This window comes from Moritella sp. 36 (assembly GCF_018219415.1).
Lineage (GTDB): Bacteria > Pseudomonadota > Gammaproteobacteria > Enterobacterales > Moritellaceae > Moritella.
This window is the reverse complement of sequence record NZ_CP056120.1, coordinates 4,622,604-4,649,037: the sequence shown is the minus strand read 5'-3', so window position 1 is coordinate 4,649,037 and position 26,434 is coordinate 4,622,604. Positions and strand designations below refer to the sequence as shown.

Below are 26,434 nucleotides of genomic sequence, written 5' to 3'. Positions count from 1 at the left end.
TCTTTCTGATTAAAAATCAAAGCTAAGCAGCGAATGCTTATCTTTGCTTTTTAGCAAATTGCTCTTTAAAAATTTGGAAAGCTGAATAAATAAAGAAGTTCTTAAAACACGTTATTACTTCGGTAATAACAATATAGTGTTCTTGAGTATTCTTGAGGCGAAAAAAACTAGATAATACCTAGTTATTTCAATTGTACAGTCGACTTTAGATTGTATGGTTAAGTGACTAAGCGTATACGGTGGATGCCTAGGCAGTCAGAGGCGATGAAGGACGTGTTAATCTGCGTTAAGCTGTGGGGAGTTGATAAAAAGCGTTAATCCACAGATTTCCGAATGGGGGAACCCACTCTACTTTGTAGAGTATCGTAACGTGAATACATAGCGTTGCGAAGCGAACCGGGAGAACTGAAACATCTAAGTACCCCGAGGAAAAGAAATCAATAGAGATACCCTTAGTAGCGGCGAGCGAACGGGGTCTAGCCCTTAAGCAGTTTGGAAGTTAGTGGAAGATTCTGGAAAGTTTCACGATACAGGGTGATAGTCCCGTACATGAAAACGACCTTACTGTGAAATCGAGTAGGACGGCACACGTGATATGCTGTTTGAATATGGGAGGACCATCTTCCAAGGCTAAATACTACTGACTGACCGATAGTGAACCAGTACCGTGAGGGAAAGGCGAAAAGAACCCCTGTGAGGGGAGTGAAATAGAACCTGAAACCGTATACGTACAAGCAGTGGGAGCAGACTTGTTCTGTGACTGCGTACCTTTTGTATAATGGGTCAACGACTTAATTTCAGTAGCAAGGTTAAGCGAATAGCGGAGCCGTAGGGAAACCGAGTGTTAACTGCGCGAATAGTTGCTGGGATTAGACCCGAAACCCGGTGATCTAGCCATGGGCAGGTTGAAGGTTGAGTAACATCAACTGGAGGACCGAACCGACTAATGTTGAAAAATTAGCGGATGACTTGTGGCTGGGGGTGAAAGGCCAATCAAACCGGGAGATAGCTGGTTCTCCTCGAAAGCTATTTAGGTAGCGCCTCGCGTCTAACTATTGGGGGTAGAGCACTGTTAAGGCTAGGGGGTCATCCCGACTTACCAACCCTTTGCAAACTCCGAATACCAATAAGTTCAATCGCGGGAGACACACGGCGGGTGCTAACGTCCGTCGTGGAAAGGGAAACAACCCAGACCGTCAGCTAAGGTCCCAAAGTGTATGTTAAGTGGGAAACGATGTGGAAAGGCTCAGACAGCCAGGAAGTTGGCTTAGAAGCAGCCATCTTTTAAAGAAAGCGTAATAGCTCACTGGTCGAGTCGGTCTGCGCGGAAGATTTAACGGGGCTAAACATACCACCGAAGCTACGGATGCAAGACTTGTTCTTGCATGGTAGAGGAGCGTTCTGTAAGCCGTCGAAGGTGAGTTGAGAAGCTTGCTGGAGGTATCAGAAGTGCGAATGTTGACATGAGTAACGATAATGGGGGTGAAAAACCTCCACGCCGAAAGACCAAGGGTTCCTGTCCAACGTTAATCGGGGCAGGGTGAGTCGACCCCTAAGGCGAGGCCGAAAGGCGTAGTCGATGGGAAACAGGTTAATATTCCTGTACTCACTTATATTGCGATGGGGTGACGGAGAAGGTTAGGCTAGCATGGCGATGGTTGTCCATGTTTAAGGTTGTAGGCTGTGTGCTTAGGTAAATCCGGGCGCACATTAAGGCTGAGAGCTGATGACGAGTCTCTACGGAGATGAAGTAGTTGATACCCGGCTTCCAGGAAAAACCTCTAAGCTTCAGATATAAGAGAATCGTACCCCAAACCGACACAGGTGGTTAGGTAGAGAATACTAAGGCGCTTGAGAGAACTCGGGTGAAGGAACTAGGCAAAATGGTACCGTAACTTCGGGAGAAGGTACGCCGATGATGGTGAAGGACTTGCTCCGTAAGCTATTGTCGGTCGCAGAGAAATGGTGGCTGCAACTGTTTATTAAAAACACAGCACTGTGCAAAATCGAAAGATGACGTATACGGTGTGACGCCTGCCCGGTGCCGGAAGGTTAATTGATTGGGTTAGACTTAGGTCGAAGCTCATGATCGAAGCCCCGGTAAACGGCGGCCGTAACTATAACGGTCCTAAGGTAGCGAAATTCCTTGTCGGGTAAGTTCCGACCTGCACGAATGGCGTAATGATGGCCACGCTGTCTCCACCCGAGACTCAGTGAAATTGAAATCGCTGTTAAGATGCAGTGTACCCGCGGCTAGACGGAAAGACCCCGTGAACCTTTACTATAGCTTGGCACTGAACATTGAACCTACATGTGTAGGATAGGTGGGAGACGTTGAAGCATTGTCGCTAGATGATGTGGAGTCAACCTTGAAATACCACCCTTGTACGTTTGATGTTCTAACGTAGGTCCCTTATCGGGATTGCGGACAGTGTCTGGTGGGTAGTTTGACTGGGGCGGTCTCCTCCCAAAGAGTAACGGAGGAGCACGAAGGTTGGCTAAACATGGTTGGACATCATGTGGTTAGTGCAAAGGCATAAGCCAGCTTAACTGCGAGACAGACACGTCGAGCAGGTACGAAAGTAGGTCTTAGTGATCCGGTGGTTCTGAATGGAAGGGCCATCGCTCAACGGATAAAAGGTACTCCGGGGATAACAGGCTGATACCGCCCAAGAGTTCATATCGACGGCGGTGTTTGGCACCTCGATGTCGGCTCATCACATCCTGGGGCTGAAGTTGGTCCCAAGGGTATGGCTGTTCGCCATTTAAAGTGGTACGCGAGCTGGGTTTAGAACGTCGTGAGACAGTTCGGTCCCTATCTGCCGTGGGCGTTTGAGAATTGAGAGGAGCTGCTCCTAGTACGAGAGGACCGGAGTGGACGAACCACTGGTGTTCGGGTTGTTATGCCAATAGCATTGCCCGGTAGCTAAGTTCGGAACTGATAACCGCTGAAAGCATCTAAGCGGGAAGCAGGCCTCGAGATGAGTTCTCACTGGGACTTTAAGTCCCCTGAAGGGCCGTTGGAGACTACAACGTTGATAGGCAAGGTGTGTAAGTGCTGTGAGGCATTGAGCTAACTTGTACTAATTACCCGTGAGGCTTAACCATACAAATTAAAGTATGATTAATTGAAATATCGACTTAAGAATAGACAGAACACTACTATTTATCGAAAGATAGGTTTTAAAGACTTCTTTATTTATAGCTTTTCAGATTTTAAAGATACAACTTGAAAGCAAACCAAATTTGCTTGGTGACCATAGTGTTGCGGTACCACCTGATCCCATTCCGAACTCAGTAGTGAAACGTAATAACGCCGATGGTAGTGTGGGGCTTCCCCATGTGAGAGTAGGGCATCGCCAAGCGCCAAATTAAGACTGATGGAAACATTAGCACAGATTGTGCGGAGTGGTAGTTCAGTTGGTTAGAATACCGGCCTGTCACGCCGGGGGTCGCGGGTTCGAGTCCCGTCCACTCCGCCAACAACAAAAAAAGCCTGAATCGAAAGATTCAGGCTTTTTTTGTGCCTGAAATTCAGGATACAAAAAATACAGATTGTTCGGAGTTGTCGTTCAGTTGGTTAGACTCTTTACCTAAAAAAGGCGGCCTGTCACGCTGCCGAAGGCTTCGCGGGTTCTAGTCCCGGCACTCCGCCAACAACAACGAAAGCCTGAATCGAAAACTTTTTGTTAGAAATAGAGGCTTTTTTTGTGCCTGAAATTCAGGATACAAGAATACAGATTGTTCGGAGTTGTCGTTCAGTTGGTTAGACTCTTTACCTAAAAAAGGCGGCCTGTCACGCTGCCGAAGGCTTCGCGGGTTCTAGTCCCGGCACTCCGCCAACAACAACGAAAGCCTGAATCGAAAACTTTTTGTTAGAAATAGAGGCTTTTTTTGTGCCTGAAATTCAGGATACAAGAATACAGATTGTTCGGAGTGGTCGTTCAGTTGGTTAGACTGTTTACCTAAAAAAGGCGGCCTGTCACGCTGCCGAAGGCTTCGTGGGTTCGAGTCCCGGCACTCCGCCAACAACAACGAAAGCCTGAATCGAAAACTTTTTGTTAGAAATAGAGGCTTTTTTTGTGCCTGAAATTCAGGATACAAGAATACAGATTGTTCGGAGTGGTCGTTCAGTTGGTTAGACTGTTTACCTAAAAAAGGCGGCCTGTCACGCTGCCGAAGGCTTCGTGGGTTCGAGTCCCGGCACTCCGCCAACAACAACGAAAGCCTGAATCGAAAACTTTTTGTTAGAAATAGAGGCTTTTTTTGTGCCTGAAATTCAGGATACAAAAATACAGATTGTTCGGAGTGGTCGTTCAGTTGGTTAGACTCTTTATAAAACCATAAGCGGCCTGTCACGCCGGGGCTCGCGGGTTGTGTTTGTAGAAAGCCGTCCGCTTTCTCTTTGCCAACAACAACGAAAGCCTGAATCGAAAACTTTTTGTTAGAAATAGAGGCTTTTTTTGTGCCTGAAATTCAGGATACAAGAATACAGATTGTTCGGAGTGGTCGTTCAGTTGGTTAGACTCTTTATAAAAAGATAATCGGCCTATCACGCAGGGGCTCGCGGGTTGTGTTTGTAGAAAGCCGTCCGCTTTCTCTTTGCCAACAACAACGAAAGCCTGAATCGAAAACTTTTTGTTAGAAATAGAGGCTTTTTTTGTGCCTGAAATTCAGGATACAAGAATACAGATTGTTCGGAGTGGTCGTTCAGTTGGTTAGACTCTTTATAAAAAGATAATCGGCCTATCACGCAGGGGCTCGCGGGTTGTGTTTGTAGAAAGCCGTCCGCTTTCTCTTTGCCAACAACAACGAAAGCCTGAATCGAAAACTTTTTGTTAGAAATAGAGGCTTTTTTTGTGCCTGAAATTCAGGATACAAGAATACAGATTGTTCGGAGTGGTCGTTCAGTTGGTTAGACTCTTTATAAAAAGATAATCGGCCTATCACGCAGGGGCTCGCGGGTTGTGTTTGTAGAAAGCCGTCCGCTTTCTCTTTGCCAACAACAACGAAAGCCTGAATCGAAAACTTTTTGTTAGAAATAGAGGCTTTTTTTGTGCCTGAAATTCAGGATACAAGAATACAGATTGTTCGGAGTGGTCGTTCAGTTGGTTAGACTCTTTATAAAAAGATAATCGGCCTATCACGCAGGGTGACGCGGGTTGTGGTATATAAAAAGCCGTCCGCTTTCTCTTTGCCAACAACAACGAAAGCCTGAATCGAAAGATTCAGGCTTTCGGATAAACACTAACCATTTAATTTTAGGTTGGGACTGCTCGCTAACTTAGCACTCATTATTACCTTGCTGTCTTACCTGCCAAGTTAATGTTGGTTTTATACGGGGAAATGATAAATCATCGATGTATTGTTGAATTCTCGCTCCGCACCAGGATTCTGCCGCTGCACGACTTGTAATTGGTGAAGTACTAAAGCACTGACGTTCATCTGTTTTTTTATACAACCAGCTAGAGGATGTTAATACATCACAAGTTACGTAAGAGCCTTCTTCGTAAACATTAATTGTTTCTGTTTTTGTATTTGTGACACCTTCTTTACTCGCGACAGTTAAAACCACGTTGTAAGGGCCTTCTGATGGGTAAGTTGCGGAGGCCGTAATCCCCGTTGCTGATTCTCCATTACCAAAATCCCAGTTATAAGACGAGATATCGCTGCTTTGGTTGGAACTTTCGCTCGCATCGAAGCTTACAACTAACTTATCCTTTGTATAGTTTAACTTTGCAGTTGGAGTTGTTATTTCATCAACAACGTAAACAGTCGTTGCTGTTGTTGCTTGGGTGTTATCTTCGGCTGTGACTTTTAAATGAACAATATGTTGCCCTGTTTTGCTAAAACTATGGGTGACTTGAGGTCCTGACAACTCTTGACCTTCAATCACCCAATCAATTTGAGATAAAGAGCCTTCACTATAGCTAGAGGAATCGCTATTAAACGTATATACCGTTGTTGCTCTATCCGTAATGCCTATTATTGCGCGTGGGGATAGGGGCTGTGTAGCTATATCTTCTGCACTGATTGTTAAATTTTTTGAAAACTGAGCTAAAGCTTCTCCAGTATGATTCTCTACAGTTAACTTTACTTTGTAGGTGGAAGCTTCTTTAAACTCATATTGAGGTGCTTGTTCTGGATATAATGAGGTTACTTGTCCTTCACCTTCTAAGCTTACTGACCAGTTAAAAGTCATGTCGTCAGTGGATTGCTCAACATCATTTACGGTATAAACGGAACTGAAATTATAAATGGGTGAGTTTATATCACTAGGTGTAGCTGAAAAACTCACGGATGATATCGTTTTTAATTTGTCATCCTTATCGTCATTATCAAATACATCCTCAGAACCGCAAGCTGTAAGCGTTGATAATAGTGCTACCAGTAGTAATTTCTTCATCGTATTTCTTCCATGAGTTTATATTTTGAGTAACAGATCCATCTTGGCTACTCGGGTTGGAAGCACATTATCATTATAACGATTATAAGAAGTACCAATTTGATTGTGGTACAAAACGTTGTGTCACCTTTTGTCTGGTGCTCTTATTGAAATGATTTAATTTATTTTAAATGAATTATATCAAACTTAATTATTTAGACTTAAATGAGCCTAATTAGTAGTAATGATTAACAATTAAAATTAATTAATTTATTACGTAATTTTAAGGTATAAGAAGTTATTAAAAGTGGGATTACGATCTCACATTTTATAGTTGTTAACATTTGAACAACAATTGCACTGAATTGGGGTTAACAACTTCGCTGCTGCACCAAGTTAGTGCTTTATAGATGCGTAAATGTGGGGGTGTTATATTAAACTGTTGAATTTACTTTGTTTTAATTGTTGGCACGGACGTTGAATTAAGTTTAATCATATAGATACTCAATACACTCAGGCAAGGAGCTCTTTATGAAGCTAATAAGCGCAATCATTAAACCATTTAAACTCGATGATGTTCGTGAAGCAGTAGCAGATATCGGTGTTGAAGGATTAACAGTAACTGAAGTGAAAGGCTTTGGTCGTCAAAAAGGTCATACCGAATTGTATCGTGGTGCAGAATATCAAGTTGATTTTTTACCTAAAGTTAAGTTAGAAATCGCAACACAGAGTGAAAATGTTGATCGCGTAATTGAAGCTATTAATAGTGCTGCTTATACGGGAAAAATTGGTGATGGTAAGATTTTTGTTTACGATTTAACACAAGTTGTGCGTATCCGTACGGGCGAAATGGACTCAGAAGCAATTTAAAGGAAATAAATTATGCAAGAGCTAACAACTACAGTTACTGAGCTGCGTTTTGCACTCGATACTTTTTACTTTTTAATGTCAGGTGTACTTGTGATGTGGATGGCGGCAGGTTTTGCTATGCTCGAAGCTGGCCTCGTTAGATCTAAGAATACAACTGAAATTCTGACAAAGAACATCGTGCTTTATTCTATCGCATGTATCATGTTTTTATTAGTCGGTTATAACATCATGTATGTTGGTAATGCTGAAGGCGGCATCATCCCATCATTTGGTTCTTTAATTGGCTCACAATCTGAGGGCGCTGATCACTCATTAGAATCAGACTTCTTCTTCCAAGTTGTATTTGTTGCAACAGCAATGTCGATTGTATCAGGTGCGGTTGCTGAACGTATGAAACTATGGGCTTTCCTCGCCTTCACGGTCGTTTTGACTGGTGTTATTTACCCGATGGAAGGTTACTGGACTTGGGGTGGTGGTTTCTTAGCTGAAGCTGGTTTCTCTGATTTTGCGGGTTCAGGTATTGTTCACATGGCTGGTGCGACGGCTGCATTTGCTGCAGTACTTCTATTGGGCGCTCGTAAGGGTAAATATGGTAAGAACGGTGAAGTGTATCCAATCCCTGGTTCAAATATGCCACTAGCAACATTAGGTGCATTTATCTTATGGATGGGTTGGTTTGGTTTTAACGGTGGCTCACAACTACTACTTTCAGATGCTGAAAATGCAACGGCTGTTGGTCAAATCTTTCTGAACACGAACGCGGCGGCGGCTGCCGGTGCTGTAGCTGCATTGCTCATTACTAAATTAATGTGGGGCAAAGCTGATTTAACAATGATTCTTAATGGTGCATTAGCTGGTTTGGTTACTATCACGGCAGACCCTCTGAGTCCTGCACCAGCATTTGCTACATTATTGGGTGCTTTAGGTGGTGCGTTAGTCGTATTTAGTATCGTAGCATTAGATAAAGCGAAGATTGATGATCCAGTTGGTGCTATCTCAGTACATGGTGTTTGTGGTCTATTTGGCTTAATGGTTGTTCCATTTAGCAATTCAGATGCAACATTTAGTGCTCAAATATACGGCGCAGCGATTATCTTTGCTTGGGTATTCGCAGCAAGTATCTTAGTGTGGGCTGTACTGAAAGCGACAATGGGTATTCGTGTTACTGAAGAAGAAGAAGTTACAGGTATGGATATGGCTGACTGTGGTATCGATGCTTACCCTGAGTTTGTATCAGTTAAATAAATTGAGCTAATAGCAGGTTATAAATAACAAAAGCTCAGCAACTGCTGAGCTTTTTCTTTGTTTCTTTAAACATAAAGATGACTCAGTCGTGTCGATTTATTCGAAGGCACATTATTAGAATCCAATTTCTACCTATGATATTATTCACTCAGTTTCCTCATTAGAATTTTAATTCCGCATGTTACTTATTATCGATAACTACGATAGTTTTACGTTTAATTTATTTCAATACTTCTCAGAGCTTGGGCAAGAAGTTGTCGTTAGGCGTAATGACGAAATTTCACTGGAGCAAATATCTATCTTGTCTCCTGATTATTTGGTTATTTCTCCAGGACCGTGTACACCCAACGATGCTGGTATTTCATTATCTGTTATCGAACAGTTTGCGGGGAAAATACCAATTTTAGGCGTTTGCCTTGGTCATCAATCTATTGCCCAAGTATTTGGCGCAAATGTCATTAAAGCTAAAAAAGTGATGCATGGTAAAACATCGAAAATACAGCATAAAGGTAAAGGCGTTTTTGCGGGGTTAAATAACCCTTTAACAGTTACGCGTTATCATTCTTTGATTGTTGAGACCTTGACGTTGAGTGACGAATTTGAGATCACAGCATGGACTGAAGATGATAAAGGTGAATTTGATGAGATTATGGCATTTAAGCATAAAGACTTTGCATTAGAAGGTGTGCAGTTTCATCCAGAAAGTATTTTAACCGAGCAAGGCAAAGAGTTATTAAATAATTTCCTTCTCAAAAATCAATTTATTTCAAGGGATTAATCTTAGCTCAAGAATTAATGAAATTTCTGCTGTGTTATTACATATTAAACTTGACGCGTGACTATTTATTTATAATTATTGAATATGTATGCACCTATCTATTGGTGTAACTAAAGGATTTAGACATTCACTGAGAGGAAAGGGATATGAGCAATAATGTAATGAATGTTACTCGGGTAGATTTTGATAATGTAATGGTTCCTAACTATGCTCCGGCTGTTATGATCCCAGTTCGAGGTCAAGGGTCACGTGTTTGGGATCAAAATGATAATGAATACATTGATTTTGCTGCTGGCATTGCCGTTAGCTGTTTAGGCCATTGCTATCCCCTTTTAGTTAAAACGCTACAAGCACAAAGCCAGAAATTATGGCATGTGAGTAATTTACTCACTAATGAGCCAGCATTAAGGCTAGCCAACAAACTGATAAATGCGACGTTTGCGGATAAAGTATTCTTTGCTAACTCCGGTGCGGAAGCAAATGAAGCAGCGTTAAAATTAGCGCGTCGTTATGCACACGATAAATTTGGTGAAGGCAAAGATCAGATCATCGCCTTTAATCAGGGATTCCACGGCAGAACTTTCTTTACAGTCACTGTGGGGGGGCAATCGACTTACTCGGACGGGTTTGGTCCTAAGCCTGGAGCTATAGAGCATGTTAACTTCAATGATCTTAATGCATTCGAAGCATTAATCAGCGACAAAACCTGTGCAGTAATAGTGGAACCTTTACAAGGTGAAGGGGGCATACATGCGTCTAATCAACAGTTTTTGATTGGTGTGCGTGCGCTTTGTGATAAATATAATGCGCTGCTGATATTTGATGAAGTACAAACAGGTGTTGGTCGTACAGGGCATTTTTATGCTTATCAACATACCGATATCAAACCTGATATTTTAACGTCAGCAAAAGGCCTCGGTGCCGGTTTCCCTATTGCGGCAATGTTAACAACAGCGACTATTGCTGATAGTTTTACCGTGGGTACGCATGGCAGTACTTATGGGGGTAATCCGCTTGCTTGTAGTGTTGCCGAGGTTGTTGTTGATACAGTTAATGATGAGTTTTTTTTAGCGCAAGTTAAAGCAAAGTCTACGATTTTCCAAGACGCATTAACCGAGATAAATAATCAATATGCTATTTTTTCTGACATTCGTGGTGAAGGCTTGTTATTGGGTGCCGAATTAACTGAGCAATATCAAGGTCAGGCAATTGCGATTATGAGGCAAGCGGCTCAAGAAGGGTTATTACTATTGGTCGCTGGTGCGAATGTTTTACGTTTTACACCCGCTCTGAATATTCCAGAAGAAGATATTCATGCAGGTATGAAAAAGCTTCGTCTTGCTATTGAAAAATGGTTATCCGCTTAACATATACTAATACGTGAGTCAGGTAGTACCTATAGCACCCCTTGCAGCGTTTAATACTGACTTATCATTTATAGGTGTTGGTTATGATCATGATGTCCGTAGCGTTGTCTATGGTGGCACTGCTATTTGTTTTGAAGAAGGAGTGCGTAATGGTTCTTTGGTGTCGATTGCGAAGTGAGTTGATAGTTTTATGCTGAATTACAAGATGAAGGTGAGTCGTGAAGTGATACGTCAGTGTTAATTAAGCTATTGAATAAACTACAAGGTAATTCAAAATAAACCATACATAATTAAAAATAACGCCTGATTTATTATATAACAAATCAGGCGTTGCTTTTATTATTTTAGTTAACGAGTTGGATTAGCGCGTGCCAAATACAACAATCGTTTTACCATGAGCTGAGATTAGCTCTTGCTCTTCAAGCATTTTCAAAATACGGCCAACGGTTTCACGTGAACAACCAACGATTTGACCAATTTCTTGACGAGTAATTTTAATTTGCATGCCGTCTGGGTGCGTCATTGCGTCAGGCTGTTTTGCTAAGCTTAATAGCGTTTGTGCAATACGGCCAGTTACGTCTAGGAATGCTAGATCACCAACTTTTTGACTTGTTATCTGTAGACGTTCAGCCATTTGACCTGATAAACGCATTAGGATTTCAGGGTTGACTTGGATTAATTGACGGAATTTCTTGTATGAAATTTCTGCTACTTCACATGGTGATTTAGCACGGATCCATGCACTACGTATAGGTTCTTCAGTATCTTCAAATAGGCCTAGTTCACCCATGAAGTCACCTTGATTTAGATAAGAAAGGATCATTTCTTTGCCTTCTTCATCTTTAATTAGAACTGCCACAGAGCCTTTAACGATAAAATACAAAGTTTCCGCTTTTTCTCCAGCATGGATCAGTGTACTTTTTGAAGGGTACTTATGAATATGGCAGTGAGATAAAAACCATTCTAAAGTAGGGTCAGATTGTGGCTTGCCGATAACAACCATGGGTATTCCTCTGTAAGTTATTATAATCGCAAATTATGTCCGTGTTGCGATATTTTAATTTTATTATTATTACTGACTTGATAGCATAAGAGACAATAACACTAATAAGCAAGAACTGAGTTGATTTCTGTTCAATATCAACGTGAATATATCATTTTTTGAATATTGACTTGCTGTTTATTTGTGACTTTTAACTATATTTGGGATATGAGACAGTATTTGATTACTAATCTGGTGTTAAATATTGTCTAATGCCTTCGAATTAGACATTAACGAGGTGTTTTATGAAAGCAAATGTGAAGTGGATCGACAAAATGCAACTGATGGGTACGTCAGAAACGGGTCACGGTATCCTTATGGATGGTGATCGTAATGGTATCGCAGCAAGCCCGATGGAAGTTGTACTTATGGGAATGGGGGCGTGTAGCTCTATTGATGTTGTCGATATTTTGAAGACAGGCCGTCAAAACATCCTTGGTTGTGAAGTTAATTTAACCAGCGAACGTGCTGCAGAACCGCCACGTGTATTTACTAAAATTAATGCCCATTTTGTTGTTTCGGGTAATGACCTAAATGAAAAAAAAGTAAAACGCGCTGTTGAATTGTCGATGGAGAAATATTGCTCAGTCGCTAAAATGCTAGAAAAAGCAGCGGAAGTGACCTCAAGCTATGAGATTGTAGCTAAATAAATTGCCTTGATCGCCAATTATTAATGGTCGGTATACTGCATGCTTATTGTTAATTTGTCTCTCCCAAGTTATTGCATCCTTGTAATATAACAATGATGAAAATATACACAATAGGGTTATTGATAATATAATGTGTTTCAGATTGAACATTAATTGTCATTTTCCTTATTGTTTACAATCGTTTATGTTTTTTATGTGTTAGCATAATGATAGATTATTTTGTTGTGTTAAGTTGTAGAGGCTGTAATGTGCCGTCGTAATTCTGTTATCTGTAAAATTACCTTATGTGTTGTATTTAGTTTTATCGCGTTGATTTGTATCGCATTGGGTTATTTATCAATATTACGTGAAGAAATGCTGGCAGAAAGAAAGTCGCGTCTTGTTAATATTATTAATAAAACGGAAATTATCTTTCAACGCTACGATTTGTATTACCAGTCTGGCGTGTTGTCACTTGAGCAGGCACAAAAGCAAGCTTTAAAGCACCTGTCTCTACTGGATAGGAATTATATTTTTGTCTTCGATGATAATTACACCTTGCTTGCTTCTTTAGGTGGTTTGGATAACTCAACCCATAATGTTAAAATGCTTCAAGACGCTCATGGTAATTACACCTATCAAGTCATCTATGAAAAAGCAAAAAAACTAACGACTGGTAGTTTTGTAAGTTATTGTTTTCCCTTGTTTGTGGGCGGTAAGGCCGTGCGTAAAATCTCTTATAGTAAGCGTTTTGAGACCTGGGGCTGGACCTATGGTGCTGGTGTTTATATTGATAATATTGATTCGATTATCAGTCATACGCTTATTTCGTTCGATGAACACGTTGTATAATAAATATGTCATTCTTTATTCGTTAATATAACTATGTTTAGGTGTAAGCTATCCCCCCGATATAATTAAGCGTAAAATACTCGAACTATTGAATAATTCATACGATTAGAATTATTTATCGATAATGGTTATCTATACTCTCCGCGGGTATTTATTTTAGGCTAAGCTATGCACTCTATTTCAAAAAAAACGCTGCTGCTGACATTGGGCTACTTTGCTCTATGGTGTGCAGGACCGTTATTATTACAAACGCAAGGTGACTGGTGGGGACTTCCCGTTTGGTTCTGGTTTTCTTGCCTGTTTGCACCCTTATTACTTATTTTCATCCTTATTTTAATGATTAAATCGACTTATCATGACTAATCTTATCCCTATTCTTATCTATCTTGTTGCCAGTTTGCTCATTACCCGTTGGTGGAGTGCTCGTCAATCAAAACAATCAGGGGACTTGTACCAAGATAAAGCCAAACGCTTTTTTATTGGTGGACGTTTTCTTAATGGCCCGTTACTCGCACTGACATTAGTGGCGACCTACACCAGCGCCAGTTCATTTATTGGCGGACCTGGTGCAGCCTATAAAATAGGATTGGGCTGGGTATGGCTTGCGCTGATCCAAGTACCAGTCGCTATGCTTACATTGGGTGTATTAGGGCCTAAGTTATTGGCGCAACGTAAAGCCGAGCACGCGACGTTAATCGAGTGGCTTGATGCGCGGTATCAGAATAGTTGGCTAACTAAATTAGCATTAGTGAGTCTGGTTATGGGTTTCATTGCCATGATATCGGTGCAGTTTATTGGTGGTGCACGTTTATTCTCGGGGGTTAGTGGTATTAGCTATGAACTAGGGCTCGGGCTATTTGTTATTACTGTATTGGCTTATACACTTACCGGCGGCTTTCGTGCTGTGGTGATTACCGACGCATTTCAAGGTATTTTGATGATCATTGGTGTATTAGTCATCTTCTTGACATTGTTGTCACAGGGAGGGTTAACAGCACTTATGGCGGATGTTAGCGCGCAATCTCCGACGTTATTAAGTCCACAAGGTAATGATGGTCAGCTTGGGTGGCCAATGATGTTGTCATTTTGGATGCTGATTTGTTTTGGTACGCTAGGTTTACCGCATACTGTCGTGCGATTATTAGCGGTCAAAGATACCAATGCATTAAAACGTGGGATGATTTGGGGAACAATTATTAGCTTTCTAATGACTTTGATTCCGCATTTGAGTGGTGTGTTAGGCCGTGCTTTATATCCTGATCTAACGATACCTGACGAAATCATGCCTAGATTAATTACCGGCTTGTTTACCCCGTTCTGGGCTGGCGTATTGTTGGCTGCGCCTATTGCAGCAGTGATGTCATCGGTGGATTCGATGCTATTGCAATCAGCGGTTAGCTTGGTACGCGATGGCGCTGTGCGTTGCTATCCAACGATGACAGCAAGTAAGCAAGTATGGCTAACTCGTCTTGCCATGTTGCTGATTACCTTGATTGCAACTTATTGTGCGATTGAACCACCGAAAATGATTGTTTGGCTTAATCTTGCTGCTTTTGGGGCATTGCAGGCTGTGTTTTTATGGCCTGTATTGGCGGGACTTTATTGGCCAAAAGTTTCGGGGCATGCCGCTTTATCTGCAATGCTGACAGGTCTTGTGAGTTATTTGTTATTACTGTGGTTTAAACCTGCGATGTTTGGTATTCATCCTATTGTCCCAGCATTATTAATATCCATGTTTGGGATGTTGGCTGTTCATCGTTTTCAGCAAGTTTATAAAAACCAAAAAGCATAGCTGAATAAGCAACACTAGGGCAGACCTTTACGACAGTTAAGGTCTGCTTAACACTATTGCAAGATATAAACACTAAATACGGTTTTAAACTGGCCCTATCATATCGATACTTTTATCCATTAAAGCTTCTATATCAAGCACATCTGTTGTTATATCATGTTGAATACCTGTTACTGGATCGGTAAATTTGAGCTGTTGGGCTAGCAGCTGTAATGGCTGATTAAAATTATCATCACATCGGTCTAATAATGTTGGATACAAGCGGTCGTTTACCAATGGCATGCCTAAACTATGCATGTGTAAGCGTAATTGGTGTGTCTTACCGGTAATTGGGGACAGTTTAAATAAACCAAACTCACCTTTAACGTCAATCAGTTCTATCTGAGAGTGACTGTTAGCTTCGCCATCGCTGATCTGCATCGTGAAGCTTGGCTCACCTTTTACAATTCTATTTTTTACTGTCCAATTGCGTGGAAACGTGAGGCTACCTTCATTGTGTTGTCGTTGTAAGTCCGGTGTTAACCGAGCAATGGCTTGGTAATGTTTGGTGATATTGCCATGTTTAAATAAGTCATGGTATAGATGGCGCTGCTCAGGGTGTTTAGATAGCAGCATTAAGCCAGCGGTCGCACGGTCAAGGCGATGCGCAGTTACTAGTGTTTCGATACCGGTTTTTATTCTTAGGCGATTCACTAAGCATTCATTAACAAATTGCCCGCTGGGACTGACCGCTAAAAAGTGTGGCTTGTAGGCAACAATAATGTGGTCATCTTCGTAAATAATTTTTTCTGCAAAAGGGATCTTTTTTTCTACCGCTACCTCACGGTAATAATAGACCCGCTCTCGTGGTACAAATGCACAATCTAGTGTAATTAAGCGACCATCACGCCAATGCACTTTGCCATCGATGATCCGTTGTTGCCATATCGTCGCGTCAATCTGTTTGAAATGATTGATAAGAAAGCTGAATACGGTAGGCTTATCGGTCACGCTTTCTGGTAATACAATATGCGAAGCATGGGTGGCACGAACGTGAGACATAAGATTAATAAACTCGGTTAAAACGGGAATAGGGTTAAGTGGGGGAGTGTACCTCAATTCTCCTCGAAAAACCCTATATCGAAAATGAAGAAATACCAACTTGATAAAGAAGACTTCATCGTAAAGTGAAGTTGTAACCAGCTGTTATATAGGAAAATTAATAATTGTAATGATGAGTGCAATTACATATTAGGTGATTTAGTATCACCAGTACTGATAATTATTTGATGCTTATTCACATTACTTATAACAGTAGATAAGCGAACACAGAAATAATAATTAATCAGCCAAATGGATAATTGCTTATTAAAAGGAAATACAAAATGAAGCAAATACTAAAGGGCTCAATCGTGCTCATACTCGGGTTAACTTCAATCACAGCTTGGGCTCATGAGTCGGCTAATTTAGGTCCTCGTCCAGCATATTTAGTCAATAATATGGATGATAGCGTCCTCAAAACTAAATTACAGCAATGTAGTGCAGGGCCATTTCAACGAAGTAGCTTTTCTATTGGCCACCGTGGCGCTGCCATGCAGTTCCCTGAACACACCAAAGAGTCTTACCTTGCAGCCATTGAAATGGGTGCCGGTGTGGTTGAGTGTGATGTGACGTTCACTAAAGACAAACAACTTGTTTGTCGACATTCACAAAACGATCTACACACAACAACCAATGTATTATCAAAACCAGAACTTGCTAAGAAGTGTACTGTACCGTTTACACCTGCGAACGCTGCAACAGGCGAAGATGCCAAAGCAGAATGTAGAACGTCTGATTTCACTCTGGCTGAATTTAAGACGCTTAAAGGTAAAATGGATGGTTCAAATCCGAAAGCAACGACTGTCGAAGAATACATGAATGGTACACCAGGCTGGCGTACTGACCTTTATACGCAAAATGGTACATTAATGACCCATGCAGAAAGTGCTGCATTATTTAAAGCGCATGGTGTGAAAGTAACACCAGAACTTAAGTCGACTGCCGTTGCTATGCCATTTAATGGCTTTACTCAGGAGATGTATGCACAGAAATTAGTTGATGAACTAAAAGCAGCAGGTATTTCAGCATCGGATACCTATTTACAGTCATTTGATTTGAATGATTTAAAGTACTGGATTAAAAATAATCCAAGCTTTGGTAAACAAGCCGTATATCTTGATGAGCGTGTTTATGAACAAAAAGATTTTGTAGCATCGAAAGCCAGCATGAAAGCACTCAAAGATGCTGGTGTAAATATTATCGCTCCACCTTTGTATGCACTTGTCGATTTAGATAAGAAGAAAAACCTTGTACCTTCAAATTACGCCAAACTGGCGAAACAAGCTGATCTTGACATTATAGCATGGACACTAGAACGTTCAGGACCACTGGAACAAGGCGGAGGTTGGTATTATCAAAGTGTCAGCGAAGGTATTAATAATGATGGCGACATGATGAATATGCTTGATGTATTAGCACAAGATGTCGGTGTAATTGGTGTTTTCAGTGATTGGCCAGCAACAGTGACCTATTATGCAAACTGCATGAATTTAAAATAGCGAAGCAGTATTAATATTGTTAATAAGGACACGGTTTTAACATTATTAATCCACTGTAGACAATAAAAAGGGCTTTCGAGCTCTTTTATTTTGTCTGCGTTAAAAGTGAGAGATATATGACCAATATACCTCTTTAATACATGGGAAGTTATAATCAATATTTGAAATAAGCTTATTTCGGTATCATCGATATTCGCATTCAGGTTCTTACTTTAAATGTTAGCATTGATATCAATCCCTGTTCGTTCAACGATTTCAGTTTCAAAACCATCAATACTTTGTTGATTTTGTTTAACCCAGTATTTTTCAATACCTTCTTTACCTTGACGAGTCGACCAGTTAGCTAAGTCATCGCGATCTTCATTATAATTGAAGTAAGGTACAGATTTGCCACAAGATGATTGAACCATTTCTATATCTAAAATGAATATTTGTCGGGCTGCCACACTTTGTGGGAATAGCGCGCAGTATTTATCCCATTCAGGATCTTTTTGATGGATTACTTTTGCATTGCCATAAGCGCGAAGGATCAAAGGTGCCCCTTCAAAAGCGCAAAACATGACTGTCATTCGTGGGTTAATGAGCACGTGAGAAGCTGACTCATTACCGCTGCCCGTCAGGTTAAGCCAAGCAATGGTGTTTGTATTGATAACACGAAGTGAGTCTCCACCTTTAGGTGAAAGGTTCACATTGCCAGTATCTGCTGCAGTGCCGACAAAATAAAGGCGCTGTTCGCCAATAAATTTAATATGCTGTTCTGTTAACGCCGAAAATTGCTTCCCCATGTCATATTCCCTCGTGACTTGTATTTATGTTGAATACTATATGTCGTTTATTGTCATGATTTATCTATGTATATTTTTAGCATACCTAAGCCGTAACAACTACCAATCACGACACAGATTAATGACGATATAACCATAAATGTGATATCAGTTGCCAGTTCAACCATGTAGTCTGAGCTCGCAAATAAAACGACAGGAATACCGATAAGACCTCTGGCCAAAAAAGCAAAGGCAATCAAGAATAAAGCCGTTTTTAAAAATGGCATTTTTTTGATAATGCCTGCACCAGAAATAGCGTAGATAGATGAGATAGCTAAGAGCAGGGCAATGATACTGGTGATGATGGTTGGATAAATAGAGCCTTGTTCACTCATTACTGCCATTTCTTCACCCGCACCAAAAAAACGGTACCAGTCTGCACCGCCAAAGATAATGGCGATATGTAGAAATGATGCGATTAATGTAAATATTCCCGCTAATTTTAATGACCTCATTATGCAACTCCTTTGCATATAATTTAATTCTTAACGTACGACGTTAGCAGCACTTTGTTTATGCAGCAATAAGACTGTAAAAGTTATGCTTAGTTAAGCCGTTCAACTTAACCTCTATTTAAACATAGGTTTAGCTGATTTGATGAACTTTAGTTTATATTCACTCATTGAAAAAAACGATTAAACATATAGTTTTAATCAATTACCCCAAAAGTATTAATGAGGATAATCTTATTGGCAATAATCCACAATAAAAATAAGGTTATAACCATGAATAAAAAAGTAGCATTATTAGCTTTAATCTCTTTATCTTCGGTAAGTTTTATACAAAATGCGAGGGCAGCTGATTTAGACTTAGGACCATTAATTAATTTAATAGGTATATGGGAAAGTACAAAATTCGGAGGTGTAGATGTTGCACCAGGGCAGGCCGGTAGTAATGTTGGTAAAGGAGGTCCTGCTGTTGAACCATATTATGAAACTATTACATTTGAACCTGCAGCAGATGCAACAAATGCAAGTGAACAATATCTAACAGCTCTATATTACAAACAAGAAGTTTTTAGAAAAAGAGATAATGGTAAATTTCATGATCAAAGAGGTTATCTGATTTACGATAAAAAAAATCAGATGGTATATAACTCTTTCTGTATTCCAAGAGCGGTATGCGTAGTGGCCGAAGGTAAAGCAGGGCAGGTCATTAACTTTGAGAGTTCAACGAGGGGGGTTGCTGAAAGTAAATTTATGACAGAAAAAGATACAACAACTAAATTTAAAATGTCTTTGGATATGTCAGAAAAAGACATATTGAAATACTCTCAAATTACGAGTTTGGAAGTATATGGAGGGGCGTTTACGCACACGGATTCAGGTACTTTTAAAAGAAAGAATGAACAAACACCTAAATCTTAGATCGCAGGGTCTGTCATATGAGTCAGGCCTAGCTTAGCTTAGCTGTCAGAACCAGAGATAGGCAAGAGTCACTTTCTTACAGGCATAAAAAAACACCCGATATTGCTATCGAGTGTTCTAAGAATTGGTGGGCCCTCCCAGACTTGAACTGGGGACCTGCCGATTATGAGTCGGATGCTCTAACCAACTGAGCTAAGGGCCCTGATCTTTCAAACGTTCTTACGACGCTTTAAGATGCAGAAAGTATATAAGTATACTTTCTGCGTGTCTAGGCTATATTCAATAACTTAGACAAGAAATCAGCTAACTGTTCAATTATTCATCGAAGACGCTACCTGAATGCCTACCGTTAATAAATAGGGCCGTCATTATTGATTTTATTGCGGGCATAAAAAAACACCTAATGTCGCCATCAGGTGTTCTTTGTAATGCAGAAGAGCATTAACTGTTCAATTATTCGTCTAAGAAGCTACGTAGTTGTTCGCTACGGCTAGGATGACGTAATTTACGTAATGCCTTTGCTTCAATTTGACGAATACGCTCACGCGTTACATCGAACTGTTTACCCACTTCTTCAAGTGTGTGGTCTGTATTCATATCGATACCAAAACGCATACGCAGTACTTTAGCTTCACGGGCTGTTAGGCCTGCTAAAACGTCGTCTGTCGCGCCTTTAAGACTATCTTTTGTTGCAGCGTCAACTGGTAAAGAAAGCGTTGTATCTTCAATGAAATCACCTAAGTGAGAATCTTCATCATCACCAATAGGCGTTTCCATTGAGATTGGCTCTTTAGCAATCTTCAATACTTTACGAATACGATCTTCTGGCATCATCATGCGCTCGGCCAATTCTTCTGGCGTTGCTTCACGGCCCATCTCTTGCAGCATTTGACGTGAAATACGATTCAGTTTATTGATTGTTTCAATCATATGCACTGGAATACGGATTGTACGCGCTTGGTCAGCAATAGAACGTGTGATTGCCTGACGGATCCACCATGTAGCGTAAGTCGAGAATTTGTAACCACGACGGTATTCAAATTTATCTACAGCTTTCATCAGACCGATGTTACCTTCCTGAATTAAATCGAGGAACTGTAGACCACGGTTGGTGTATTTTTTTGCTATCGAAATTACCAGACGTAAATTCGCTTCAACCATTTCTTTTTTCGCACGACGAGCTTTCGCTTCACCAATACTCATACGACGGTTGATGTTTTTGATCTGTGAAATAGACAGACCAGTAGTACTTTCTACTAATTTTAATTTGTTGACACAGCGGCGTACGTCAAAGTCGATACGTTGTAATGCTTGCGCATAAGGTGCTGCTGATTGCTGTGCTTTTTCAAACCAAGTAATGTCAGTTTCGTGGCCAGCGAATGCTTCAACGAATGCTGCTTTTGGCATTTTGCATTGTTCAACACACATCTTGATGACAAGACGTTCTTGAACACGTACGTGATCCATCATGTCACGCATGCTATTTACAATGCGATCAAACTGTTTTGGGATCAGACGGAAAGTACGGAATACTTCACTTAGCATTTCAACGTGTAGGCGTGTTTTCGGATGTTCTAACCCGTCTTCTTTAATGCCTTTCAGTAATGCTGCATGATATTTGCGTAACTCGGCAAATTTCTCAGCTGCTTCTTCTGGATCCGGGCCTTTATTACCTTCTTCCTCATCTTCGTCATCATCAGCATCATCAGAATCAGTTTCTTTGGTTGGAACTTCAGAACCAATATGTGTTGCTGTTGGTGCCACATCTTCTGCATTCGGATCGATGAAACCAGTGATGATGTCACTTAAACGTGTTTCTTCAGCAAGGAACTTGTCATATTCAGCTAATAACGAGTTAATTGCTTCTGGGTATTCTGCAACGGCAGTTTGTACCGCATAGATACCTTCTTCAATTCGTTTGGCAATTTTGATCTCGCCTTCACGAGTCAATAATTCAACGGTACCCATCTCACGCATGTACATACGTACAGGATCGGTAGTTCGGCCAATTTCAGATTCTACAGAAGCAAGCGCTGCAGCTGCAGCTTCTGCGGCATCATCATCTGGCGCCGTTGTATTTTCGGCCATCAACAAATCATCTGCATCAGGTGCTGTTTCTAGCACTTGAATACCCATGTCATTGATCATTTGAATAATATCTTCAACCTGATCTGAGTCCACAATATCTTGTGGTAAGTGATCATTTACTTCTGCATATGTTAGGTAACCTTGTTCTTTACCTTTAGCTACAAGAAGTTTTAATTGTGATTGAGGGGATTCCATAGAATACTTCCACTCCGGTGACGTGGTTCAAAGATACAGACGCAAAAGCACTGCGCAAACAAAGCAGTATAGTGCTAAACGGTGCTTTTTTCTACTTGTTGGTATAATTATGTGGTCAAAATGCGCGTAATTTTAACTTTTATCACGTTATATTAGGCGAAAGCTTTTAACTCAGTGTAATAAATCGATTTAATTCGACTCTTTTTTGTTAGTACATTAAATGGGGTTTAATGGATCATATTTCAAGCGTTATGATGATTTTAATTCATCGAGAATACTTTTATATTCTAAACGCTCAGCTTTAGTCAATCCACCTTGCGCTAATTTCAATTGTAGTTCACTGAAACGTTGTTCGATGACTTGTGTTGAAAGAACAAATAAAGTATCGAAAAACTCTGCTTCGACCGCTTCATCTGCTCCATGATCCCAAACAGCTAGTTTTATCAGTGCTTTCTGCTCTGGTGTATCGTGCCAATATTCTAATAACTGTGCTGTATTGATCTGATCGCTACTGTTTGTTTGTGCTAATAATTTTAATAAAATATTAATGCCGGGTAATTTTAATTGCTTTAAATCATCGAATACCGGCAGGTTAAAACCAATGTGAGGATTTTGTAATAATAAACCAATCGCGCGGCGTATTGGTGTTATTTGGAGCGATTTTTTGGCCGGCTTACTCGTCGCTACAGTAGTAAATAGTTTATTTAACTTGGCTTCATCCCAAGCTAAGAAACGTGCTAATTTTTTTAATACGATACCACGGTAGAAACCGTCAGGCATTTTTTCAATCAGCGGCTTAGCTTGGCTGGCTAATTTACTACGCCCTACATCGGTATGGGTATCGATATCTTGGCTTAAGCGGCTGAATAAAAAATCCGGTAAGGTCTGTGCATCTTTAAACAGTTGCTCAAGTGCATCTTTACCTTGGTTACGAACCAATGAATCAGGGTCTTCACCATCGGGTAAAAATACAAATTTTAGATCTTTACCATCACGTAATTGCGGTAAGGCATTTTCGAGTGCACGCCATGCAGCGGCACGACCTGCTTTATCGCCATCGTAACAACAGATCACTTCATTGGTATTGCGGAACAAGGTCTGCATGTGATCGCCAGATGTCGATGTACCCAGTGACGCGACTGCATAATCAATCCCAAACTGGGCTAATGCCACCACGTCCATATACCCTTCAACCACGACAATTTTGGGTATCTCTTTATAAGCCTGACGTACTTCATATAGTCCATAAAGCTCTTTACCTTTATGGAAGATCGGTGTTTCGGGTGAATTCAGGTATTTTGGTTTTTCATCACCCAGTACTCGACCACCATAACCAATGACACGTCCACGTTTATCCCGGATCGGGAACATGACGCGTTCACGAAAACGATCGTAACGACGTGATTGACCTTCGTTCTCAATTAACACACCTGTGGTGAGCAACTGTTCTTCGGTGTGTTTGTCACGGCCAAAGCGTTTTAATACGTTGTCCCAACCTGGGGCTGCATACCCAATGGCATATTTAGTAATGACTTCTGCAGACAGTCCGCGCTGCTTTAAATAGTCATTAACCACACGTTTATTCGGGTGTTCTTTTAATTGGTACTGATAGAAGCGCGTGACACTTTCGAGTAGTTGGTAATAATCTTTACGCTCAGGTGCTGTCGGGCCGTTATTATTGCCACCTTCTTCTCTGGGTACTGTAACACCGTAAAAGCCCGCTAAATCTTCAATGGCGTCGACAAACTCAAGGTTGTCGTATTCCATTAAAAAACCAATGGCGTTACCGTGCGCACCACAACCAAAGCAATGGTAGAACTGTTTATCTTGGCTGACAGTAAAAGAAGGGCTTTTCTCATTATGGAACGGGCAGCAAGCATGGTAGTTTTTACCTGCTTTTTTAAGCTTTACGCGTTTTTCGACGATATCTACGATATCAGCTCGACCTATCAAGCCATCGATAAAGTCGCGAGGTATTCTACCGGCCATATGTACCTAACTAATGAGTGTGAAGATTATTGGGAATCGCAATTACAGTAACAATTACAGTAAATACGTGACTTATTTTGAACAAATCAGTTATGTACTGGCATCGTTATAAGACTAGGGTAATAAATTTTATGAGTCTTGAAAAGCAAACAAGCCGTGACTCTAGGAGTTCACGGCTTGTTAATAGGCGTTATCTTCAGCAGACTAAGTCAGAAACTTACTCAGTGGGATAAGCCTAAAATGCATACAGTAGTTATACTAATAGAGATTAGTATAGACGTACGCGACGTGCATTTTCACGAGACAGTTTCTTAGCTAGACGCTTAGATGCTGCTGCTTTAGCACGTTTACGAACTGTAGTAGGTTTTTCGTAATGCTCACGACGACGTACTTCAGACAAGATACCTGCTTTTTCGCAAGAGCGTTTGAAACGACGTAGTGCAACGTCAAACGGTTCGTTTTCACGTACTTTAATTACTGGCATGTTTTCTTCCAACCTTTGGGCTTGATGGTTCCAAGTTATCTGGAACCTAAAAATATTTTTATAGAAATTCTATAAAAATGGTGCCGAATTGTACTCTAGAACGCAATTAAATGTAAAGCGTAATAATTTGGCGCTGGAGAAATAAGTATAGCGCAGGTACTATTGTGCAGTCATGTATAAGGTGAATGAATAAAATGCGCGTAATAGGAATAGAAACATCATGTGATGAGACCGGCATTGCAATTTATTGTGATGAACAAGGGCTAATGGCTCATCAACTTTATAGCCAAGTAAAACTGCATGCCGATTATGGCGGTGTGGTACCGGAATTAGCGTCACGTGATCATGTGCGTAAAATTATTCCACTGATTAAAGCCGCATTAGCAGAAGCGGGCTGTACTAAAGATGATATTGACGGTATTGCCTATACAACGGGTCCTGGACTGGTTGGTGCATTAATGGTGGGGGCGACGGTTGGTCGTAGTATCGCTTATGCGTGGGATATTCCGGCATTAGGTATTAACCATATGGAAGGTCATATGTTAGCGCCAATGCTTGAAGAGAAAACCCCAGATTTTCCTTTCTTAGCGATGCTAGTGTCGGGTGGTCATACTCAGATCGTGCGTGTTGATGGTATTGGTCAATATGAATTACTGGGTGAATCTGTTGATGACGCTGCCGGTGAAGCATTTGATAAAACCGCGAAACTGCTGGGCTTAGATTACCCTGGTGGCCCAAGATTATCAGCATTAGCAGATAACGGTGTCGCTGGACGTTATAAGTTTCCACGCCCAATGACTGATCGTCCCGGCTTAGACTTTAGTTTTTCAGGGCTAAAAACATTCGCGGCGAATACGATTGCTAAAGAAAAGAAGTTAGCAGAAGAAGCGGGTGCAGATGCGGTTGATGAACAAACCCGTGCTGATATTGCGTTTGCATTCCAAGAAGCGGTTGTAGATACCATTTCGATTAAGTTAAGAAGAGCAATTAAAGAAACCGGTATTAAGCGTCTGGTTGTTGCTGGTGGTGTAAGTGCAAATAAATACTTACGCATCAAATTAGCAGAAATGATGAATAAGCAAAACGGCGAAGTATTTTACCCGCGTATTGAGTTCTGTACTGATAATGGCGCGATGATCGCGTATGCCGGTTTACAGCGTTTACGTCACGGTGGCGATGACAGTTTAGAGATCACTGCACGCCCACGTTGGCCATTAGATCAAATGGATGCGATATAAGTCATAACTATTTGATAATTTAGTTGTCATAGCTACCGATATCGGTAAATTTGAACAAAATAAACCAGACTATCGGTAGATTGTCTGGTTTTTTTTATGCTTGTGTAAAGGCTACGTAAGTGTATTTGGCTAAATATTATTTTAAATTATAATACTATATATTATCTAAACACTTTTTAGGGATAAGTTAATCATGAAAATAGCAACATTGAAAGTTACGGTCGCAGCCGGAATAATGGCTTTATTATCAGCATGTTCTAGTCAAACTAGCATTGACAGCGACTTAGGCGTTAGTGGTGCACCTGATTGGGTTAATATTGGTACACAAGCCGTTGAAAATGATTCAGGCCGTCTATTACACGGTGTAGGGATGTCAAATGGCATTGCTGACGAATCTTTACAAAAATCTGTTGCAGATAGTCGTGCACGTGCCGAAATAGCGCGTATCCTAGCTACATCTGTTGATGCGATGCAGGCTGATTATACAGCCGCTGCCAATGGTGAAGTAAGCGCTAATGTTGAGCGCGAAATTAAAGCGAAAACGAAATTAGCACTGAATGGCGTGAAAATTATTGGCCGTTGGAAGAACCCAGACAATGGCGATATTTATGCTTTTGCAGAATTAGACCTGTCTGATCTTGAAGCGGCAATTAAGCGTGCAGCAGCATTAGAATCAAAGCAGTAACCGTATTTAGTAAGTTATTAATAGT

General features: G+C 40.8%; 20 protein-coding genes, 2 tRNA genes and 2 rRNA genes. 15 read left to right on the top strand and 9 right to left on the bottom strand.

Annotated features, from left to right (window positions below):
* Window positions 1-216: 216 nt before the first annotated feature.
* The 3 genes from HWV03_RS20665 to HWV03_RS20655 all read left to right on the top strand — a co-directional run bounded on the left by HWV03_RS20665 (window position 217) and on the right by HWV03_RS20655 (window position 3,482).
* Window positions 217-3,108: ribosomal RNA gene (locus tag HWV03_RS20665) — 23S ribosomal RNA — on the top strand.
* A gap of 141 nt (window positions 3,109-3,249) precedes the next feature.
* A 5S ribosomal RNA gene (gene rrf, locus HWV03_RS20660) occupies window positions 3,250-3,365 on the top strand.
* 40 nt (window positions 3,366-3,405) lie between these two features.
* Window positions 3,406-3,482, top strand: a tRNA-Asp gene (locus HWV03_RS20655).
* 1,802 nt (window positions 3,483-5,284) lie between these two features.
* Here the strand turns inward: HWV03_RS20655 and HWV03_RS20650 are convergent.
* Window positions 5,285-6,406: a PKD domain-containing protein gene (locus tag HWV03_RS20650; protein WP_211677738.1), complete on the bottom strand. Its 1,122-nt coding sequence runs from the start codon at window positions 6,404-6,406 to the stop codon at window positions 5,285-5,287.
* A 510-nt stretch (window positions 6,407-6,916) separates the two neighbouring features.
* Here HWV03_RS20650 and glnK point away from each other — a divergent pair.
* The 4 genes from glnK to HWV03_RS20630 all read left to right on the top strand — a co-directional run bounded on the left by glnK (window position 6,917) and on the right by HWV03_RS20630 (window position 10,645).
* Complete coding sequence (gene glnK / locus HWV03_RS20645; protein WP_211673280.1) at window positions 6,917-7,255, top strand: P-II family nitrogen regulator; 339 nt, start codon at window positions 6,917-6,919, stop codon at window positions 7,253-7,255.
* A 12-nt stretch (window positions 7,256-7,267) separates the two neighbouring features.
* Window positions 7,268-8,500 carry an ammonium transporter gene (locus HWV03_RS20640; protein WP_211677737.1) on the top strand — a complete coding sequence of 411 codons (1,233 nt, stop codon included), beginning with the start codon at window positions 7,268-7,270 and terminating at the stop codon, window positions 8,498-8,500.
* A gap of 178 nt (window positions 8,501-8,678) precedes the next feature.
* Window positions 8,679-9,278, top strand: coding sequence for an anthranilate synthase component II (locus HWV03_RS20635; RefSeq protein WP_211677736.1), 600 nt, complete (start codon window positions 8,679-8,681; stop codon window positions 9,276-9,278).
* 161 nt (window positions 9,279-9,439) lie between these two features.
* Entirely contained in the window at window positions 9,440-10,645 is a 1,206-nt protein-coding gene (locus tag HWV03_RS20630) for an aspartate aminotransferase family protein (protein WP_211680353.1), read from the top strand.
* 361 nt (window positions 10,646-11,006) lie between these two features.
* Here HWV03_RS20630 and crp read toward each other — a convergent pair whose 3' ends face one another.
* Window positions 11,007-11,648 carry a cAMP-activated global transcriptional regulator CRP gene (gene crp / locus HWV03_RS20625; protein WP_006032405.1) on the bottom strand — a complete coding sequence of 214 codons (642 nt, stop codon included), beginning with the start codon at window positions 11,646-11,648 and terminating at the stop codon, window positions 11,007-11,009.
* Between the two features lie 284 nt (window positions 11,649-11,932).
* Between crp and HWV03_RS20620 the strand changes: the two genes are divergently transcribed.
* The 4 genes from HWV03_RS20620 (at window position 11,933) to panF (ending at window position 14,960) form a co-directional block, all read left to right on the top strand.
* Entirely contained in the window at window positions 11,933-12,337 is a 405-nt protein-coding gene (locus tag HWV03_RS20620) for an OsmC family protein (protein ID WP_067041997.1), read from the top strand.
* Between the two features lie 246 nt (window positions 12,338-12,583).
* On the top strand, window positions 12,584-13,168 hold the full coding sequence (locus HWV03_RS20615; protein WP_211677735.1) for a cache domain-containing protein: 585 nt from the start codon (window positions 12,584-12,586) through the stop codon (window positions 13,166-13,168).
* Window positions 13,169-13,336: 168 nt separating this feature from the next.
* Window positions 13,337-13,531 carry a DUF997 family protein gene (locus HWV03_RS20610; protein ID WP_211673276.1) on the top strand — a complete coding sequence of 65 codons (195 nt, stop codon included), beginning with the start codon at window positions 13,337-13,339 and terminating at the stop codon, window positions 13,529-13,531.
* On the top strand, window positions 13,524-14,960 hold the full coding sequence (panF, locus tag HWV03_RS20605; RefSeq protein ID WP_211677734.1) for a sodium/pantothenate symporter: 1,437 nt from the start codon (window positions 13,524-13,526) through the stop codon (window positions 14,958-14,960). Before HWV03_RS20610 ends, panF begins: the two co-directional genes overlap by 8 nt.
* Window positions 14,961-15,044: 84 nt before the next feature.
* On the opposite strand, the gene HWV03_RS20600 is transcribed toward panF, so the two are convergent.
* Complete coding sequence (locus HWV03_RS20600) at window positions 15,045-16,001, bottom strand: pseudouridine synthase (protein ID WP_211677733.1); 957 nt, start codon at window positions 15,999-16,001, stop codon at window positions 15,045-15,047.
* Window positions 16,002-16,324: 323 nt separating this feature from the next.
* Between HWV03_RS20600 and HWV03_RS20595 the strand changes: the two genes are divergently transcribed.
* The gene (locus HWV03_RS20595; protein ID WP_211677732.1) at window positions 16,325-17,539 is read left to right on the top strand and encodes a glycerophosphodiester phosphodiesterase family protein; all 1,215 of its coding nucleotides are present in this window, start codon (window positions 16,325-16,327) and stop codon (window positions 17,537-17,539) included.
* A gap of 212 nt (window positions 17,540-17,751) precedes the next feature.
* On the opposite strand, the gene HWV03_RS20590 is transcribed toward HWV03_RS20595, so the two are convergent.
* Window positions 17,752-18,324 (bottom strand): pyridoxamine 5'-phosphate oxidase family protein, encoded by a 573-nt coding sequence (locus HWV03_RS20590; protein WP_211677731.1) that lies wholly within the window; start codon window positions 18,322-18,324, stop codon window positions 17,752-17,754.
* A 53-nt stretch (window positions 18,325-18,377) separates the two neighbouring features.
* Window positions 18,378-18,818: a hypothetical protein gene (locus HWV03_RS20585; RefSeq protein WP_255546962.1), complete on the bottom strand. Its 441-nt coding sequence runs from the start codon at window positions 18,816-18,818 to the stop codon at window positions 18,378-18,380.
* 270 nt (window positions 18,819-19,088) lie between these two features.
* Here HWV03_RS20585 and HWV03_RS20580 point away from each other — a divergent pair, with 270 nt between their 5' ends.
* A complete protein-coding gene (locus HWV03_RS20580) occupies window positions 19,089-19,730 on the top strand; it encodes a heme-binding beta-barrel domain-containing protein (protein WP_211677729.1) in 642 nt (213 codons plus the stop codon).
* A 125-nt stretch (window positions 19,731-19,855) separates the two neighbouring features.
* On the opposite strand, the gene HWV03_RS20575 is transcribed toward HWV03_RS20580, so the two are convergent.
* From HWV03_RS20575 to rpsU, 4 genes are all read right to left on the bottom strand, one after another.
* Window positions 19,856-19,932, bottom strand: a tRNA-Ile gene (locus tag HWV03_RS20575).
* 251 nt (window positions 19,933-20,183) lie between these two features.
* Window positions 20,184-22,013, bottom strand: coding sequence for an RNA polymerase sigma factor RpoD (gene rpoD / locus HWV03_RS20570; protein WP_211677728.1), 1,830 nt, complete (start codon window positions 22,011-22,013; stop codon window positions 20,184-20,186).
* Window positions 22,014-22,262: 249 nt separating this feature from the next.
* Window positions 22,263-24,002 (bottom strand): DNA primase, encoded by a 1,740-nt coding sequence (gene dnaG, locus HWV03_RS20565; protein WP_211677727.1) that lies wholly within the window; start codon window positions 24,000-24,002, stop codon window positions 22,263-22,265.
* A 268-nt stretch (window positions 24,003-24,270) separates the two neighbouring features.
* Window positions 24,271-24,486, bottom strand: coding sequence for a 30S ribosomal protein S21 (gene rpsU / locus HWV03_RS20560; protein ID WP_006032380.1), 216 nt, complete (start codon window positions 24,484-24,486; stop codon window positions 24,271-24,273).
* A 194-nt stretch (window positions 24,487-24,680) separates the two neighbouring features.
* Between rpsU and tsaD the strand changes: the two genes are divergently transcribed.
* Entirely contained in the window at window positions 24,681-25,724 is a 1,044-nt protein-coding gene (gene tsaD, locus HWV03_RS20555) for a tRNA (adenosine(37)-N6)-threonylcarbamoyltransferase complex transferase subunit TsaD (RefSeq protein WP_211673267.1), read from the top strand.
* A 193-nt stretch (window positions 25,725-25,917) separates the two neighbouring features.
* Complete coding sequence (locus HWV03_RS20550) at window positions 25,918-26,409, top strand: LPP20 family lipoprotein (RefSeq protein WP_211673266.1); 492 nt, start codon at window positions 25,918-25,920, stop codon at window positions 26,407-26,409.
* Window positions 26,410-26,434 lie beyond the last annotated feature (25 nt).

What these genes read in the sequence shown, in the direction of transcription:
- HWV03_RS20650 (WP_211677738.1), bottom strand. Translation starts at nt 6,406, where the DNA reads ATGAAGAAATTACTACTGGTAGCACTATTATCAACGCTTACAGCTTGC.
- glnK (WP_211673280.1), top strand. Translation starts at nt 6,917, where the DNA reads ATGAAGCTAATAAGCGCAATCATTAAACCATTTAAACTCGATGATGTT.
- HWV03_RS20640 (WP_211677737.1), top strand. Translation starts at nt 7,268, where the DNA reads ATGCAAGAGCTAACAACTACAGTTACTGAGCTGCGTTTTGCACTCGAT.
- HWV03_RS20635 (WP_211677736.1), top strand. Translation starts at nt 8,679, where the DNA reads ATGTTACTTATTATCGATAACTACGATAGTTTTACGTTTAATTTATTT.
- HWV03_RS20630 (WP_211680353.1), top strand. Translation starts at nt 9,440, where the DNA reads ATGAATGTTACTCGGGTAGATTTTGATAATGTAATGGTTCCTAACTAT.
- crp (WP_006032405.1), bottom strand. Translation starts at nt 11,648, where the DNA reads ATGGTTGTTATCGGCAAGCCACAATCTGACCCTACTTTAGAATGGTTT.
- HWV03_RS20620 (WP_067041997.1), top strand. Translation starts at nt 11,933, where the DNA reads ATGAAAGCAAATGTGAAGTGGATCGACAAAATGCAACTGATGGGTACG.
- HWV03_RS20615 (WP_211677735.1), top strand. Translation starts at nt 12,584, where the DNA reads ATGTGCCGTCGTAATTCTGTTATCTGTAAAATTACCTTATGTGTTGTA.
- HWV03_RS20610 (WP_211673276.1), top strand. Translation starts at nt 13,337, where the DNA reads ATGCACTCTATTTCAAAAAAAACGCTGCTGCTGACATTGGGCTACTTT.
- panF (WP_211677734.1), top strand. Translation starts at nt 13,524, where the DNA reads ATGACTAATCTTATCCCTATTCTTATCTATCTTGTTGCCAGTTTGCTC.
- HWV03_RS20600 (WP_211677733.1), bottom strand. Translation starts at nt 16,001, where the DNA reads ATGTCTCACGTTCGTGCCACCCATGCTTCGCATATTGTATTACCAGAA.
- HWV03_RS20595 (WP_211677732.1), top strand. Translation starts at nt 16,325, where the DNA reads ATGAAGCAAATACTAAAGGGCTCAATCGTGCTCATACTCGGGTTAACT.
- HWV03_RS20590 (WP_211677731.1), bottom strand. Translation starts at nt 18,324, where the DNA reads ATGGGGAAGCAATTTTCGGCGTTAACAGAACAGCATATTAAATTTATT.
- HWV03_RS20585 (WP_255546962.1), bottom strand. Translation starts at nt 18,818, where the DNA reads ATGAGGTCATTAAAATTAGCGGGAATATTTACATTAATCGCATCATTT.
- HWV03_RS20580 (WP_211677729.1), top strand. Translation starts at nt 19,089, where the DNA reads ATGAATAAAAAAGTAGCATTATTAGCTTTAATCTCTTTATCTTCGGTA.
- rpoD (WP_211677728.1), bottom strand. Translation starts at nt 22,013, where the DNA reads ATGGAATCCCCTCAATCACAATTAAAACTTCTTGTAGCTAAAGGTAAA.
- dnaG (WP_211677727.1), bottom strand. Translation starts at nt 24,002, where the DNA reads ATGGCCGGTAGAATACCTCGCGACTTTATCGATGGCTTGATAGGTCGA.
- rpsU (WP_006032380.1), bottom strand. Translation starts at nt 24,486, where the DNA reads ATGCCAGTAATTAAAGTACGTGAAAACGAACCGTTTGACGTTGCACTA.
- tsaD (WP_211673267.1), top strand. Translation starts at nt 24,681, where the DNA reads ATGCGCGTAATAGGAATAGAAACATCATGTGATGAGACCGGCATTGCA.
- HWV03_RS20550 (WP_211673266.1), top strand. Translation starts at nt 25,918, where the DNA reads ATGAAAATAGCAACATTGAAAGTTACGGTCGCAGCCGGAATAATGGCT.